Source organism: Pseudomonas sp. 11/12A (genome assembly GCF_000800055.1).
Lineage (GTDB): Bacteria > Pseudomonadota > Gammaproteobacteria > Pseudomonadales > Pseudomonadaceae > Aquipseudomonas > Aquipseudomonas mohnii.
The window spans coordinates 2,661,605-2,675,842 of sequence record NZ_JUGV01000001.1 but is presented as its reverse complement, the minus strand read 5'-3'; the positions used below and the strand labels follow the sequence as shown (position 1 = coordinate 2,675,842).

The following is a 14,238-nucleotide window of genomic DNA, read 5'->3' as shown; positions in this document are numbered from 1 at the left end:
CCGGGTTCCCAGCGTCGCCGACGGGCTTTTCGATTCGGCCGCCGTGGTCTCCGGATTTTAATTTCAATGGAGTGGTAGCCATGAACATCATTGGCCTTGATGCCCTGATCTTTGGCGTCGATGACATTCAAGCCTGTACGGACTGTCTGCGTGACTACGGCCTCGCGCCCGTTGCCGTCGACGACAATGGCGGGCGTTTTGAAGCGTTGGACGGCACTGCCGTGATCATTCGCCGTGCGGACGATCCGAGCCTGCCTGTCGCTATCGGCCCGGCCCCGTCGATTCGCGAAACCATCTACGGCGTCGCCGGCCCGGCGGATCTGGATGCCATCGAAGACGAACTGGCGCGAGACCGCCAGGTCATCCGTGACGACAACGGCGTGCTGCACAGCGTTGACGACATGGGCTTTGCAATCGCCTTTCAGGTCACGGTGCGCAAGGCGTACAGCGCCCCGGACGATTTGACCAATGCCGCTGGCAATGCACCGCAGCGCCCGCTGAATCAGCCGGGCATTACCCTCGACATGAGTGCTGTGCCGCGCACCTTGTCCCACGTGGTGTATTTCGTCCCGGATGCGGCCAGAGCCGAGGCGTTCTACGCCGAACGCCTGGGCTTTCGGACCACGGACACGTTCATCGGCGCCGGGCCGTTCATGCGCCCCGCGAGCTCCGATGATCACCATTGCCTGTTCATGATCCAGACCCCGCCGCACATGAAGGGCTGCGAACATTTCACCTTCCACGTGGGCAGCGGTACCGAGGTGTTGTTGGCCGGCACGCGTTTCGAGCAAAAAGGCTGGACCAGTTTCTGGGGCCCTGGCCGCCATCTCTTTGGTTCCAACTGGTTCTGGTACTTCAACAGTCCCCTGGGTTGCCACATCGAATACGACGCCGACATGGACAAGCACGATGACGCTTGGGAGGCACGCCGCGCGCCGCTGTCGGCGGATAACTCGCAACTGTTCCTGTTCAGTTCGAAAGAAAAATGGGCACCCGGCGGCCCGCCTCCCAAACACTTGTAGGAGCGAGCCTGCTCGCGATGGTCGTTAACGATAAGGCGCGTTTGTTGGATAAACGCGTTGCCCTCAAGTCCATCGTCGGAGCGCCGCCCGGAGCAAGCTCGCGCCTACAAAGGTTTCTGTCATGAACCATAGCGATTTCCCCCTGTGCCGGGTGGACGAACTGGTGGAAGGGCAGGCGCGCGGATTCGACCCGTTGCAGCGCGGCAAGGACAGTGTCTTTGCCTTGGTGCACGAGGGACAACTGCGGCTTTATCGCAACAGTTGCCCGCATCTGGACGTACGCCTGGAGTACCGCAAAGACCGTTTTCTGTCCGCGGACGGCCAGTTGATTGTCTGTTACGCGCACGGTGCGCAGTTTCTGCCCGGCACCGGCGAATGTGTCTACGGCCCTTGTTTGGGCCAGAAGCTGGAGGCGCTGCCATGGCGTGTGGAGGAGGGCTGGCTGGTGCTGCAAATGCCCGGCATGAAGGCCGCGCCGCCTCACTTCCAGGTATCGCGTTTGACGATACATCGCATCCCTGATCGCGATTAGTCAAATCCCTGCTTTGACCGGAAGCTGAACCCAACGACGCAGTGCGTGGCGCTGCATCGAATCACAAGAATAAAAGTGAGAAAGCCATGAGTGCAGTGAACAAAGTTCTGATCGTGGGCGGTGGTATTGGTGGCTTGTGTGCGGCCATCGCACTGCGGCGCAAGGGCATTGAGGTCGACCTGATCGAACTCAAGTCAGAGTGGACCGTTTACGGCGTCGGCATCATCCAGCAGAGCAACGTGGTTCGTGAAATGGCCAGGCTGGGCGTGCTCGACGGTTATCTGGATGCGGCGTACGCCTTTGAAGACGTCGCCATTTATGGTCCGGCCGGCCAGCAGCTGGCGCGCATCCCGGGGCAGCGACTGGCCGGGCCTGAGTATCCGGCGAACGTGGGTATTTCGCGTCTGGCCTTGCACAAGGTCCTCAGTGAAACCGCCCTTGAACTGGGGGCCAGGGTACGTCTGGGGCTCAGTGTGGAATCCCTGACGGACCAGGGCGACAGCGTGGATGTGCTGTTTACCGATGGCACGGGCGCTGGCTACGACCTGGTGGTCGGCGCTGACGGTCTGTTCTCCAGGGTCCGCGATTTGCTGTTCGGCGACACCTACACGCCACGCTTCACGGGTCAATCGGTATGGCGCTACAACTTCCCCCGAGCACCGCAAATCGATCATCTGGCCAACTACCAGAGCGCCGAGGGCAATGCCGGTCTCGTTCCGTTGGCCGGTGACCTGATGTACCTGTTCCTGACCTCCCACGAACCGTCCAACCCCTGGATGGATCCCGCGACACTGGCCGGGCAAATGCGTCAGCGCCTGCAGGGTTTTACCGGCCTGATCGGGGAATTGCGCGAGCAAATCGGCGACAGCAGCCAGGTGGTCTACAAGCCGATGGAAGTGGTGTTCGTCGACGAACCCTGGTATCGCGGTCGCGTGCTGTTGATCGGTGACGCCGCCCATGCCACCACGCCGCACCTGGGCCAGGGCGCCGGCATGGCGATCGAAGACGCCATCGTGCTCAGTGAAGAACTGACCGGCGACGGCGGTGTTGAACAACAGCTCCAGCGCTTCATGGCGCGCCGTTTCGAGCGCTGCAAGTACATCAGCGAAAGCTCGATCCTCGCTGGCGACAAGGAGATGCAGCACGACCGCGAGTTCGACCGCATTGGCCTGGTCAAGCAGATGCTCGCGCGCACGGCGGAGCCCATCTGATTCTCAATCTGTAGCTCATCCACAGCAGTTACCACTATAAAAACAAGAGGTTAACGCGATGGTTAGTTCCGCGACTGCGACGCTTGCGCGCCGCCCGGTCAGCACGTCTGCACCCTTTGGTTTCAGTTTGGCCGCGGCGTTGGTGCTGTGCAGCCAGGCGGCCCACGCCTTTCAGGTGGATACCGGCAATCCGGATTTCAGCCTGCGTTGGGATAACACGGTGAAGTACAGCGCCGCATGGCGCACCGAGAATCCCAGCAGCAAACTGACCCAGGAGCAGGTGGCACTCAATCAGGACGACGGTGATCGTGCCTTCAAAAAAGGCCTGATCTCCAACCGCATGGACATCCTGTCCGAGCTGGATATGTCGTTCAAAAACGTCGGCGCGCGCCTCAGTGGTGCCGCGTGGTACGACACCGAATACCAGCAGGACAACGATAACAACGACCCGGCGCGCGCCAACGCACGTTCCGTGGCCTACGACGAATTCACCGATGACACCCGCCAACTGCATGGCGGTAACGGTGAATTGCTCGATGCCTTTGTGTACTGGAACGGCGAAGTGGCCGACCGCGCGACATCCGTGCGTGCCGGGCGCCACGGCTTGATCTGGGGTGAAAGCCTGTTCTTCGGCGCCAACGGCATTGCCGGTGGCATGGCGCCGGTCGACGTGGTCAAGGCGCAGTCGGTGCCTAACACCCAGTTCAAAGAGATCACCCGGCCGGTCAATCAACTCTCCGGCACCTTCCAACTGACCGATGACGTGTCACTCGGGGCGTTCTACCAGTTCGAATGGGAAGAGACACGCCTGCCGGGTGCCGGCAGTTACTTCTCCAACAGTGACACCATTGGTGAAGGCAACGAACGCCTGATCGTGGGCGCACCCTTTCCCACCTTCCTGGGGGGTAATCCCGGCAGCCCGGCCGCGTTCTTCCACGGCAAGGATGAAGACGCGCGCAACACCGGGCAGGGCGGCTTGCAGTTGAAGTACAACGCAGAGACCGTTGAATACGGCCTGTATGCGATCCAGTACCACGACAAAACCCCCAAGCTGTACCTGAAGCCGTCCACCGGTACGCCGAACTTCAGCACCGGACAAATAGGCGATTACTACTGGGTCTACCCGGAAGACATCCGCGCCTTCGGTACCAGTTTTTCGACGACTGTCGATGAATACAGCTTTGCCGGTGAAGCGTCGATGCGCTGGAACATGCCGCTGGTGTCCAACGGCGTCACCGTTCTGCCAGGTGTAGATGCCGACAACGACAGCCATCCGTTGTACGCCGTCGGCCGTACGGCCCACGTCAACCTCAACGTGCTGGCTTCGTTCGGGCCGAACTTCCTGGCCCAGGAGTCCGCCTTTGTCGGCGAAGTCGCTTGGAATCGCCTGCTCAGCGTGACCAAAAACAACAACGCCCTCGACCCCAATGCCACCCGCGACGGTCTTGGCATGAAGATGGTTTACACACCGACCTATCGCCAGTTTTTCCCCGGCATCGATATCAGCATCCCGGTCGGCCTGAGCTATTTCCCGATGGGTAAATCGGCGGTTGTCAGCTCTTTCGGGCCGGACAACGGCGGCGACATGAACATCGGCATTACCGCCACCTACCTGGACCGCATTACCGCGGGCCTGACTTACACGCACTACTACGGCCCTGAGAACACCAACCTCGACGCGGCCAGCCAGTTCAATTACGAGCAATCGCTGAAAGACCGGGACTACCTGGCTTTCTCCGTCAAGACCACGTTTTAAGAGGACTTGCGCATGACCCATAACAAGAAAACCGGAGCCTTCAAGCTCAAAGCCCTTTGCCTTGCACTGCTCGGTGGCCTGGCCATTTGCAGCCAACTGACAATGGCTGCCACGGCTGACGAAGCGAGCAAACTGTCCAAATCCCTCACGCCTCTAGGGGCCGAACGCGCCGGCAATGCCGACGGCACCATTCCCGCCTGGGACGGTGGTTACACCAAGGTCGACCCTTCGTACAAGGAAGGCGGAAAACGTTCCGATCCGTTCGCCGCGGACAAACCGCTGTTCAGCATTACCTCGAAAAATCTGGCGCAATACGCCGGCAAGCTCAGCGCCGGCACCCTGGAGATGTTCAAGCGTTTCCCGGAAACCTATCGCATCGATGTCTACCCGACCCGTCGTACCGCCGCAGCGCCGCAGTGGGTGTATGACAACACGCTGAAAAACGCCACCCGCGCCAAGCTGGTCGACAGCAGCGCCGGTCCGGTGCCCCAGGGCGCGTATGGCGGTATCCCGTTTCCGGTCCCGCACAACGGCGCCGAAGCCATGTGGAATCACCTGCTCAACTGGCGCGGCACCTCGGTGTCGATGCACTTTCGGCACTACCTGATGACCGCCGATGGCAAGCAGGTGTTGACCACTGACGGCCAGGCCATCCAGGAGATGCCGTATTACTACCAGGACGGTTCGCCGGAGTCGTTTGCCGGTGACTACTGGCTGTTCCGCCTGCTCAATGTCGGGCCACCGCTGCGTGCCGGCGAGCAGATCATGGGGCGCACCAACATCAATGGCGACCTGTCCCAGGCGCACGTTTACCTGACCGGTCAACGCCGGGTGCGCAAGTTGCCCAACGCCTGCTGCGATACACCGACACCGGCGACTGCCGGGGTCATGTCGTTCGACGAGTTGAGCGTGTTCCAGGGACGCATGGACCGCTTCAACTGGAAACTGGTAGGCAAGCAGGAGATGTACATCCCCTACAACACCAACAAGGTGCAAACCGCCGCCAAGCCTGAAGACCTGTTCCTCGCGCACCACATGAACCCGGACTACGTGCGTTGGGAACTGCACCGGGTATGGGTTGTAGAGGCGGAGCTGGCACCGGGCAAGCGTCACCAGCTGCCGAAGGGCCGTTACTACCTGGACGAAGACACCTGGCAGGCCATGTTGGGCGACCGTTGGGACGCCAACGGCCAGTTGGCCAAGACCCTGTGGTCGTTGCCGGCGGTCCTGCCGGACCTGCCCGCACAGGCGCAACTGTCTTCGGGCTTTTACGACCTGACCTCCGGCGCCTGGTTCATCCAGAACGTCTACACCGGCCTGCCCGAGCAGTACGGCAGGGTGGATCGCTACAAGGCCTCCGAGTTTTCGCCGGCGGCGATGGCGGGTGCCGGGGTTCGTTGAGTCAGACCGGATCATGGTTCACGGACCGTGATCCGGCCCACAGGTTTCGAGGTCGGTAATGAACAGAATCTGTCAGGTAGTGGGTCGGCTGATGTGGCTTGTGGCTCTACCGTTGGCGATGCCGTTGAGCCTCGCCCATGGCGCGGCGGTGACGGACGCGTTGAACACCCCGGCGATGCGGGCGCCGCAGGCGCAGCACGGGGTGCTGCTGGACCTGGCCCGTGCGGGAACGCGACTGGTGGCGGTGGGGGAGCGGGGCATCGTGCTGCTTTCCGATGACAACGGCAAAAGCTGGCGCCAGGCCCAGGTGCCGGTGTCGGTCAGTCTGACGGCCGTGCAGTTTACGGATGCCAATACGGGTTGGGCGGTCGGTCATGCCGGTGTCGTGCTCGCCTCGAATGACGGTGGTGAACACTGGCGCGTGCAACTGGACGGAGTTCGTGCGGCGCAACTTGAGTTGCAAGCCGCCAGGCAGCAACTGTCCAGCGCGAGCGATCCAGACGCAGCCGCCTCACGTGTGCAGACGGCTGAGCGGTTCGTCAGCGAAGGCCCGGATAAACCCTTCCTCGCCCTCAAGTTCGTCGATGAGCGCCACGGCCTGATTGTCGGTGCCTACGGTCTGGCATTCCACACAGACGATGGCGGCCGCACCTGGCAGTCGTTGGTGGGGCAAATCGACAATCCGATGGGCGTGCACCTCTATGCCATTGCACGGCAGGGCGAGCACTGGTTTATCGCGGGCGAGCAGGGTTTTCTGGCCCGTTCCGACGATGCCGGCCAGTCGTTCATGGCGCTCCAGAGTCCCTATGCCGGCAGCTTCTTTGCCCTGCAGATCCGCGACGACGGGACGCTGCTGGCGGCCGGGCTGAAGGGCAACGCGTTTATTTCCAGTGACTTGGGCGAAAGCTTCCAGCCCGCGCCGGTTGCACTGCCCATTTCCTTCAGCGATGCCATTCGCACCGACGACGGCCAGCTGCTGCTGGTCAATCAGAGCGGTGCGCTGTTTCGCTCCAGTGACCAGTCGGGTGCGTTTCTGAAGCCTTACGGCCAACCGCTGGGCATACCGGTCGCCAGTGTGGTCGAGGCCGCGGATGGCAGTCTGGTGCTGGCGGGTTTCACCGGTTTGGCGCGGGTTTCGCCGCCCACCGCTACTGCTTCGGAGTGAGGTTATGAAGCCATTCGACAACGCCAAGGCCAGCCTGGCGAATTTTGATCCACGTTCGGGCTCGGTGGTGGAGCGCACGCTGTTCAACCATCGCCTGTGGGTGCTGCTGGTCTGTGTACTGACCACCCTGGTGTTGGGTTATCAGGCGACGCGTATCGAGCTGAACGCCAGCTTCGAGAAGATGATCCCGACCCAACAGCCCTACATCGCCAATTACCTTGAGCACCAGAAGCAGCTAAGCGGCCTGGGCAATGCCTTGCGCATCGTGGTGGCCAACCGGCAGGGCGATATCTACGACGCCGAGTACCTGAAAACCCTGCAAGCCATGAGCGATAAGCTCTACCTGCTGCCGGGCGTCGACCGTGCGTACATGAAGTCGTTATGGACGCCGGCTACCCGCTGGGTGGCGGTCACCGAGGACGGCCTGGATGGCGGTCCGGTAATTCCCGATGACTACAGCGGTACCCCTGCCAACCTTGAAGCGTTGCGGCGCAATGTGCAGCGTTCCAATGAACTGGGGCAGCTGGTGGCCTATGACCAGACCTCGAGCATCATTTACGTGCCACTGTTGGCCAACACCGCCGATGGTCAACCGCTCAACTATTCGACCCTCTCGGATCAACTGGAGGCGCTGCGCGACACTTATCAAAACGACAGGATCGACATTCACATCACCGGGTTTGCGAAAAAGGTCGGTGACCTGATCGCCGGTTTGAAACAGATTCTGTTGTTCTTTGCCGTCGCGATCGTGATCACCACGGCGGTGCTCTTTTGGTACACCCGCTGCCTGCGCAGCACCTTGCTGGTGGTGTTCTGCTCCCTGGTGGCGGTGGTCTGGCAGCTCGGCTTGCTGCCATTGCTCAACTATCAACTGGACCCGTACTCGGTGCTGGTGCCGTTTTTGGTGTTCGCCATCGGCATGAGCCACGGCGCGCAAAAAATGAACGGCATCATGCAGGACATCGGCCGTGGCATGCATCGGGTGGTGGCGGCGCGCTACACGTTCCGGCGCCTGTTCCTGGCCGGGCTCACGGCGCTGCTGTGTGATGCCGTGGGGTTCGCGGTGCTGATGCTGATCAAGATCCAGGTCATACAAGACCTCGCGGTGATCGCCAGCATCGGCGTGGCGGTGCTGATCTTCACCAACCTGATCCTGCTCCCCGTGCTGCTTTCCTACATCGGCGTAACGCCCCGTGCGGCGCAACTGAGCCTCAAAAGCGAACAAACCGAACAGGCCGGCCAGCGTCGTCATGCCTTCTGGCGTTTCCTCGATCTGTTTACCCAGCGCCGTTGGGCCAGCCTGTGTATCGCCATCAGCCTGGCCCTGGCGGCCGTCGGTTTTGTGGTCAGCCTGCAATTGAAAATCGGCGATCTCGACGCCGGTGCGCCGGAGTTGCGCGCGGACTCGCGCTACAACCTGGACGATGCGTTCCTCACCCGTCATTACGGAGCCAGCAGCGATCTGTTTGCGGTGATGGTGAAAACCCCGGCCAGCAGCTGTGCGCGATACGACATTCTGGCCAAGGTGGATGCCCTGGACTGGCAACTGCGCGCCTTGCCGGGCGTGGATTCGACCAACTCCCTGGCACTGCTCAACCGGCGCATGCTGGTCGGCCTCAGCGAAGGCAACGCGAAGTGGTACGAGCTGCAGAACAACCAGGCGATGCTCAACATGATCACCGCCAGCGCGCCCCGTGGCCTGTACAACGAAGATTGCAGCCTGCTGACGCTGTACGCCTATCTCACCGACCACAAGGCCGAAACGCTGACACGCCTGGTCGAGCACGTTGAGCAGTTTGCCGCGGCCAACAACACCGACGAAGTTCAGTTCCTGCTGGCGGCGGGCAATGCCGGTATCGAGGCCGCCACCAATATCGTGGTCAAGCAAGCCAACCACGAGATGCTGTTCTGGGTGTATGGCGCGGTGATCCTGCTGTGCCTGATCACCTTTCGCTCCTGGCGCGCCACGCTGTGCGCGGTGATCCCGCTGATGGTCACGTCGATTCTCTGCGAAGCGCTGATGGTCTGGCTGAACATTGGCGTGAAGGTCGCCACGCTGCCGGTCATCGCTCTGGGCGTGGGCATCGGCGTCGACTACGCGCTGTACGTGATGAGCATTCTGCTCGGTCATCTGCGCCAGGGCGCGAGCCTGTCCGAAGCCTATTACCGGGCGCTGGTATCGACCGGCAAGGTGGTGATGCTGACGGGCATTACCCTGGCCATTGGCGTGGCCACCTGGATTTTTTCACCGATCAAATTTCAGGCCGACATGGGCGTTCTGCTGGCCTTCATGTTTGTCTGGAACATGGTCGGTGCCCTGGTGTTGCTGCCGGCGCTGGCGTACTTCCTGCTGCCGGCACGCCGCTCGGCGGCCGGTGCGGTGGCACCCGTGAATGTGATCAATGTGTCAGCACCTGCCGGTCCGGTGGTGGCTGACGTCCCGCACCTGTGCATCAAGGAGAGTTGCCATGGCCGTTGAGCCTTTGGTTGAAGGCACTGCCCAATTGACTGATCGGCAAGCGGGGATGGCGCAATCGCTGTTGCTGCTGCTGGGCAGTTGCCTGCCGGTATTGGGCGCGGTGTTGCTGGCGCCGGTGTTGCCGCGCATGCAGGCGCATTTTAGCGATGTCGCCGGCAGCGCCGTGCTGGTTCCGATCGTGCTGACCTTGCCGGCATTGGTGATCGCGCTGTTGGCGCCTTTCGCCGGGGTGATCGCTGATCGCCTCGGTCGCAAGCCGCTGTTGCTGGCGAGCATGTGTCTGTACGTCCTCTGCGGTGTGCTGCCACTGTGGCTTGAGTCACTGCTGGCCATCGTCCTCAGCCGGGCCGGAATCGGCCTGGCCGAGGCGGGCATCATGACCTGCTGCACCACGCTGATGGGTGACTACTACAGCGGTCGCAGGCGCGAGCGGTTGTTCGCCTTGCAGATGGTCGCCACGTCGCTGTCCGCCGCGGTGTTTATCGCGGCAGGTGGCTTTCTCGGCCAGAACGACTGGCGCACGCCTTTTGCGTTGTATGCAGTGGGTTTGATCTTCCTGCCACTGATGGCCTGGAAGCTTTGGGAACCCCAGGCCCGCGCGGTGGCTGCGCAACCTGTGCCGCCTGTGGCGCCCGGAGCATTTCCGTGGCGCGCGCTCACTCCGATGTATGCATTGGCGCTGCTGGCGGGTCTGAGTCTGTTCATCGTGCCGGTGCAGGCAGGCTATCTGCTCAACCTGTTGCGCGTGGATGCGCCGCAGCAAATCGGTATGACCATGGGCGCCAATCAGTTGGGTGTGCTCGTCGGTGCGTTGGGCTTTCGTTTGTTCAGCGGCCTGCGCAGGCCGCACGTGCTGTTGATTGCCTATGCGCTGGCGGGTGTTGGCGGCTTGTTGATGTCCGACGCCCAGAGCCATGTGCAAGTGGTGGTTGCCGTGCTGATCAATGGTCTGGGCATCGGTTTGATGCTGCCCACGTTGATCACCTGGATCATGGCGCAAGTCAATTTTCATCAGCGCGGACGGGCTTCGGGTTGCTTCACCGCCGCCATCTTCGCCGGTGAATTCATCAGCCCGCTGGTCGTGCTGGGCATCACCCAGGGCGTTGCCATGGCACTGCCCCATGCCTTGGCCATCGTGGGCGGGCTGCAACTGCTGGTGGCGGTGTTTTGTCTGGCCGTGCCCAGGCTTGGTGGACGGCAGGTCGAGGCCAACGTCGTGGTCGGTGGCACCCCCACCGGCAATGGAAACTGAACGAGGATTTTTCATGCAATCGCTTCCTGAATTCAAACGAGTGGTCACCGGCCACAATGCCCAGGGCCAGGCGATCGTCGCCATCAGCGGGCCGACGCCTAATGTGTTTCCCCTGCTGGCCGTGCCCGGCACGGTCTTTCATGAGCTGTGGAACAGCAGCACCAGTCCGGCATTGCTGGATAACGCCAGTGATCCCAGCAGCAAACCCTTGCAACTCAGCCCGGGACCGCAGGGCAGCGTGATTCGTGTGGTGGACATTCCACCGGACAGCGTGCAGAACCAGGTCAGCGACGAAAATGCCGCGGCAGTGTTTGCTGAAATCGGTGAGTCCCATGCCGGTACGGGCCAGGCCAACGCCCGGCACAAGCTGATGCACCGCACCGAAACCCTCGACTACGGGATCGTTATCGAGGGTGAAGTGTGGCTGGTGCTGGATGAGGAGGAAGTGCACCTCAAGCGCGGTGACGTGGTGGTGCAGCGCGGCACCAACCACGCCTGGAGTAATCGCACCGAGGCCATGGCGCGCATGGTCTTCATTCTTCTCGACGGGCGCTTCGCCCCTGAACTGGGCAATGACCGGGGAGCCAAGGCATGAAACTCGCCACCCTGAAAAACGGCAGTCGTGATGGCCGGCTGGTGATCGTCTCGCGGGACCTGATGTGGGCGCTGGACGCCAGCCCGGTCGCCCTGACCCTGCAACAGGCCATCGAAAACTGGGAGAGCGCCGAACCACGCTTGCAGGCACTGGCTGCCCGGCTGAATGCGCACCAGGCACAAGAGGCGTTTGCCTTCGACCCGGCCCAGGCGATGGCCCCGTTGCCGCGTGCCTACCAGTGGTGCGATGGCTCGGCATTTCTCAGCCATGGGGCGCTGATGCAAAAGGCTTTCAACCTTGACCCCATCGAAGGTGCCGAACACACACCGCTGATGTACCAGGGGGCGGGTGACGACTTCATCGGTGCGCACGACGATATTCCGTTGCCCAGCGAAAGCCAGGGCATCGACTTCGAAGGCGAGTACGTGGTGTTGGTCGATGACGTGCCAATGGGCTGCCCGGCCGAACAGGCGCTTCAACACATCAAGCTGATTCTGCAAATCAACGATGTCAGTCTGCGGGCCCTGGCACCACGGGAAATGACCACCGGGTTTGGTTTTCTGCAAGCCAAGCCCTCGTCCAGCTTCGCGCCGCTGGCCATTACACCGGATGAGCTGGGCGATGCCTGGCGCGACGGTCGCGTGCATTTGCCCTTGCAGGTGCAGTGGAACGGCCAGTGGTTCGGTCATCCCCACGGCGGGCAGATGACCTTCGGTTTTGGCCAGTTGATTGCCCATGCCGCGCTGACCCGCCGGTTGCGCGCCGGCACGCTGATTGGCTCGGGTACGGTCTCGAACGCCGGACGCGAGGCGGGATCGGCCTGCATTGCCGAGCGTCGCGCTATCGAGATGATCGAGCACGGCGTCGCCAAGACCGGCTACATGCGCTTTGGTGACCGTGTGCACATGGAGGTGCTGGGTAACGACGGGCAGTCGTTGTTCGGTGCGATCGATCAATGTGTCGTCAAGGCCGGGTGCTAAGGAGCGGCCTATGCGTGTATTGATTACCGGTGCCAACGGTTTTGTCGGGCGCGAATTGGTGCGCTGCCTGCTGGCGCGGGGCAGCCTGCGTGGTCAGGTCATCGACTCGTTGTTATTGCTCGATACCGATCTGCAAGGCGTGCCCCAGGACCCGCGTTTGCGTCGCCATTGCGGCAGCATTACCGATGCGGCCCTGATCCGCCGCGTTCTGGCCGATGGCATCGATGTCGTGTTCCATCTGGTGAGCATTGCCGGTGGCGCGGCGGAGGAGCACTACGAACTGGGGTACCAGGTCAATCTGTTGGCGAGCCTTGAATTGCTCAACCAGTTGCGCAACAAAACGCTGCCGCCAGTGCTGGTGTATGCCAGCAGTGTGGCGGTGTACGGCGGCAACTTGCCGACGAAAATGACCGAGCACGCCGAGCTGCGCCCGGAACTGTCCTATGGCACCCACAAAGCCATGGTCGAGCGTGTCGTGAGCGACCTCGGCCGGCGCGCGGAAGTGGACGGCCGCGTGCTGCGTCTGCCGGGCATCGTTGCACGCCCGCGTGAACCCAATGGCTTGCGCTCGGCGTTCATGAGCGACTTGCTGCGCTCCTTTGCCGAGGGCGAGGCTTATCGTTGCCCGGTTTCGGAGCAGGCAACGGCCTGGTGGATGTCGGCGCGCTGCTGTGTGAACAACCTGATTCATGCGGCCGAACTGGATTGCGCCGAGCCAGGATCGCAACGTATCTGGCAGCTGCCGGTGCTGCATCTGTCCATTGCCCAGGTGGTCGACGCATTGGCGGCCAGTTATGGGCAGGAGCGCCGCAGCCTTGTCAGCTACGTCCCTGACGCCCGGCTCGAAGCGTTGTTCGGGCGTCTGCCACCCCTGAAAACCCCGTTGGCGCGCGCCGCCGGTTTCAGTCATGACGGCAATGCCGCCGCGTTGATCCGCAACGCTTTGAACCCCGCTCACCCACGACCCTTGTCGCTTAACGGAGACAGCCTGTATGTCGCAACCAACCCAGCCTAAACGTCGCCTGGTGGATCTTTCGGTCACCCTCGACAACAACCCCTACACGGACCCGCCACCGCTGTTGCCGAAGATCGATTACATGGACCACCAGCAGGGGTGGCCGGAAATGGCGGCCATGTTCCCTGGCTTGCAACTGGAACAGATGCCGGGCAAGGAGTCCTGGGCGGCCGAGCGTTTGCAGATCACCACCCACAGTGGAACGCACATGGACGCGCCCTGGCATTACGCCTCGACCACCGATGGCGGTCAGCCGGCGTTTGGCATTGACGAGTTGCCGCTGGATTGGTGCCTGCAGCCGGGAGTGAAGCTGGACTTTCGGCATCTGCCGGACGGGCATGTGGTGACGGCCGATGAGATCGAAGCCGAACTGGCACGTATCGACCATGTCTTGCAGCCGTTGGATATCGTGCTGATCAACACCCGTGCCGGCGCCCTGTTTGGTCAACCGGGCTATCTGGATGCCGGCGTCGGCATTGGCCGGGAAGCCACCCTGTATCTCTTGGAGCGCGGTGTGCGGGTCGTGGGCACCGATGCCTGGAGCTGGGACGCCCCGTTCAAATACACCCGTGAACGTTTTGCCGCTGACGGTGATGCGTCGATCATTTGGGAAGGGCACAAGGCCGGGCGCGATATCGGTTATGGGCAAATGGAAAAACTCGCCAACCTCGACGCATTGCCGGCGAGCGGGTTCCTGGTGTCCTGCTTCCCTTACAAAATCAAGCATGCATCGGCAGGTTTTGTTCGCGCGGTGGCGATATTCGAAGAGTAAGCACTGCGCTGGGCGAGTAACGAAATCAACGGTCCTCAATGAACACAATAAGAGAGAA

At 61.8% G+C, this 14,238-nt stretch carries 12 protein-coding genes; all 12 read left to right on the top strand.

Annotation, left to right across the window (positions count from 1 at the left end; translation table 11 throughout):
* Positions 1–80 precede the first annotated feature (80 nt).
* The 12 genes from GQ39_RS12255 to GQ39_RS12200 all read left to right on the top strand — a co-directional run bounded on the left by GQ39_RS12255 (position 81) and on the right by GQ39_RS12200 (position 14,180).
* Entirely contained in the window at positions 81–1,022 is a 942-nt protein-coding gene (locus tag GQ39_RS12255) for a VOC family protein (RefSeq protein WP_047530141.1), read from the top strand.
* A gap of 121 nt (positions 1,023–1,143) precedes the next feature.
* Positions 1,144–1,554 carry a Rieske (2Fe-2S) protein gene (locus GQ39_RS12250; RefSeq protein WP_047530139.1) on the top strand — a complete coding sequence of 137 codons (411 nt, stop codon included), beginning with the start codon at positions 1,144–1,146 and terminating at the stop codon, positions 1,552–1,554.
* 86 nt (positions 1,555–1,640) lie between these two features.
* Positions 1,641–2,765, top strand: a complete 1,125-nt coding sequence (locus tag GQ39_RS12245; protein WP_047530137.1) for an FAD-dependent oxidoreductase — start codon at positions 1,641–1,643, stop codon at positions 2,763–2,765.
* 58 nt (positions 2,766–2,823) lie between these two features.
* A complete protein-coding gene (locus tag GQ39_RS12240; protein WP_047530135.1) occupies positions 2,824–4,521 on the top strand; it encodes a DUF1302 domain-containing protein in 1,698 nt (565 codons plus the stop codon).
* A 12-nt stretch (positions 4,522–4,533) separates the two neighbouring features.
* Positions 4,534–5,922: a DUF1329 domain-containing protein gene (locus tag GQ39_RS12235; protein ID WP_047530133.1), complete on the top strand. Its 1,389-nt coding sequence runs from the start codon at positions 4,534–4,536 to the stop codon at positions 5,920–5,922.
* 58 nt (positions 5,923–5,980) lie between these two features.
* A complete protein-coding gene (locus GQ39_RS12230; protein WP_047530131.1) occupies positions 5,981–7,087 on the top strand; it encodes a WD40/YVTN/BNR-like repeat-containing protein in 1,107 nt (368 codons plus the stop codon).
* Positions 7,088–7,091: 4 nt separating this feature from the next.
* The gene (locus tag GQ39_RS12225; protein ID WP_047530129.1) at positions 7,092–9,566 is read left to right on the top strand and encodes an efflux RND transporter permease subunit; all 2,475 of its coding nucleotides are present in this window, start codon (positions 7,092–7,094) and stop codon (positions 9,564–9,566) included.
* Positions 9,556–10,818 carry an MFS transporter gene (locus GQ39_RS12220; RefSeq protein ID WP_052193567.1) on the top strand — a complete coding sequence of 421 codons (1,263 nt, stop codon included), beginning with the start codon at positions 9,556–9,558 and terminating at the stop codon, positions 10,816–10,818. The genes GQ39_RS12225 and GQ39_RS12220 overlap by 11 nt, the downstream gene beginning before the upstream one ends.
* Before the next feature lie 13 nt (positions 10,819–10,831).
* On the top strand, positions 10,832–11,413 hold the full coding sequence (locus tag GQ39_RS12215; RefSeq protein WP_047530127.1) for a cupin domain-containing protein: 582 nt from the start codon (positions 10,832–10,834) through the stop codon (positions 11,411–11,413).
* Positions 11,410–12,393: a fumarylacetoacetate hydrolase family protein gene (locus GQ39_RS12210; protein ID WP_047530125.1), complete on the top strand. Its 984-nt coding sequence runs from the start codon at positions 11,410–11,412 to the stop codon at positions 12,391–12,393. The genes GQ39_RS12215 and GQ39_RS12210 overlap by 4 nt, the downstream gene beginning before the upstream one ends.
* Positions 12,394–12,403: 10 nt before the next feature.
* Positions 12,404–13,408 carry an NAD-dependent epimerase/dehydratase family protein gene (locus tag GQ39_RS12205; protein ID WP_047530123.1) on the top strand — a complete coding sequence of 335 codons (1,005 nt, stop codon included), beginning with the start codon at positions 12,404–12,406 and terminating at the stop codon, positions 13,406–13,408.
* The gene (locus tag GQ39_RS12200; protein ID WP_047530121.1) at positions 13,386–14,180 is read left to right on the top strand and encodes a cyclase family protein; all 795 of its coding nucleotides are present in this window, start codon (positions 13,386–13,388) and stop codon (positions 14,178–14,180) included. Before GQ39_RS12205 ends, GQ39_RS12200 begins: the two co-directional genes overlap by 23 nt.
* Positions 14,181–14,238: the final 58 nt, after the last annotated feature.

Coding starts and splice junctions, on each gene's coding strand:
- GQ39_RS12255 (WP_047530141.1), top strand. CDS start 81: ATGAACATCATTGGCCTTGATGCCCTGATCTTTGGCGTCGATGACATT.
- GQ39_RS12250 (WP_047530139.1), top strand. CDS start 1,144: ATGAACCATAGCGATTTCCCCCTGTGCCGGGTGGACGAACTGGTGGAA.
- GQ39_RS12245 (WP_047530137.1), top strand. CDS start 1,641: ATGAGTGCAGTGAACAAAGTTCTGATCGTGGGCGGTGGTATTGGTGGC.
- GQ39_RS12240 (WP_047530135.1), top strand. CDS start 2,824: ATGGTTAGTTCCGCGACTGCGACGCTTGCGCGCCGCCCGGTCAGCACG.
- GQ39_RS12235 (WP_047530133.1), top strand. CDS start 4,534: ATGACCCATAACAAGAAAACCGGAGCCTTCAAGCTCAAAGCCCTTTGC.
- GQ39_RS12230 (WP_047530131.1), top strand. CDS start 5,981: ATGAACAGAATCTGTCAGGTAGTGGGTCGGCTGATGTGGCTTGTGGCT.
- GQ39_RS12225 (WP_047530129.1), top strand. CDS start 7,092: ATGAAGCCATTCGACAACGCCAAGGCCAGCCTGGCGAATTTTGATCCA.
- GQ39_RS12220 (WP_052193567.1), top strand. CDS start 9,556: ATGGCCGTTGAGCCTTTGGTTGAAGGCACTGCCCAATTGACTGATCGG.
- GQ39_RS12215 (WP_047530127.1), top strand. CDS start 10,832: ATGCAATCGCTTCCTGAATTCAAACGAGTGGTCACCGGCCACAATGCC.
- GQ39_RS12210 (WP_047530125.1), top strand. CDS start 11,410: ATGAAACTCGCCACCCTGAAAAACGGCAGTCGTGATGGCCGGCTGGTG.
- GQ39_RS12205 (WP_047530123.1), top strand. CDS start 12,404: ATGCGTGTATTGATTACCGGTGCCAACGGTTTTGTCGGGCGCGAATTG.
- GQ39_RS12200 (WP_047530121.1), top strand. CDS start 13,386: ATGTCGCAACCAACCCAGCCTAAACGTCGCCTGGTGGATCTTTCGGTC.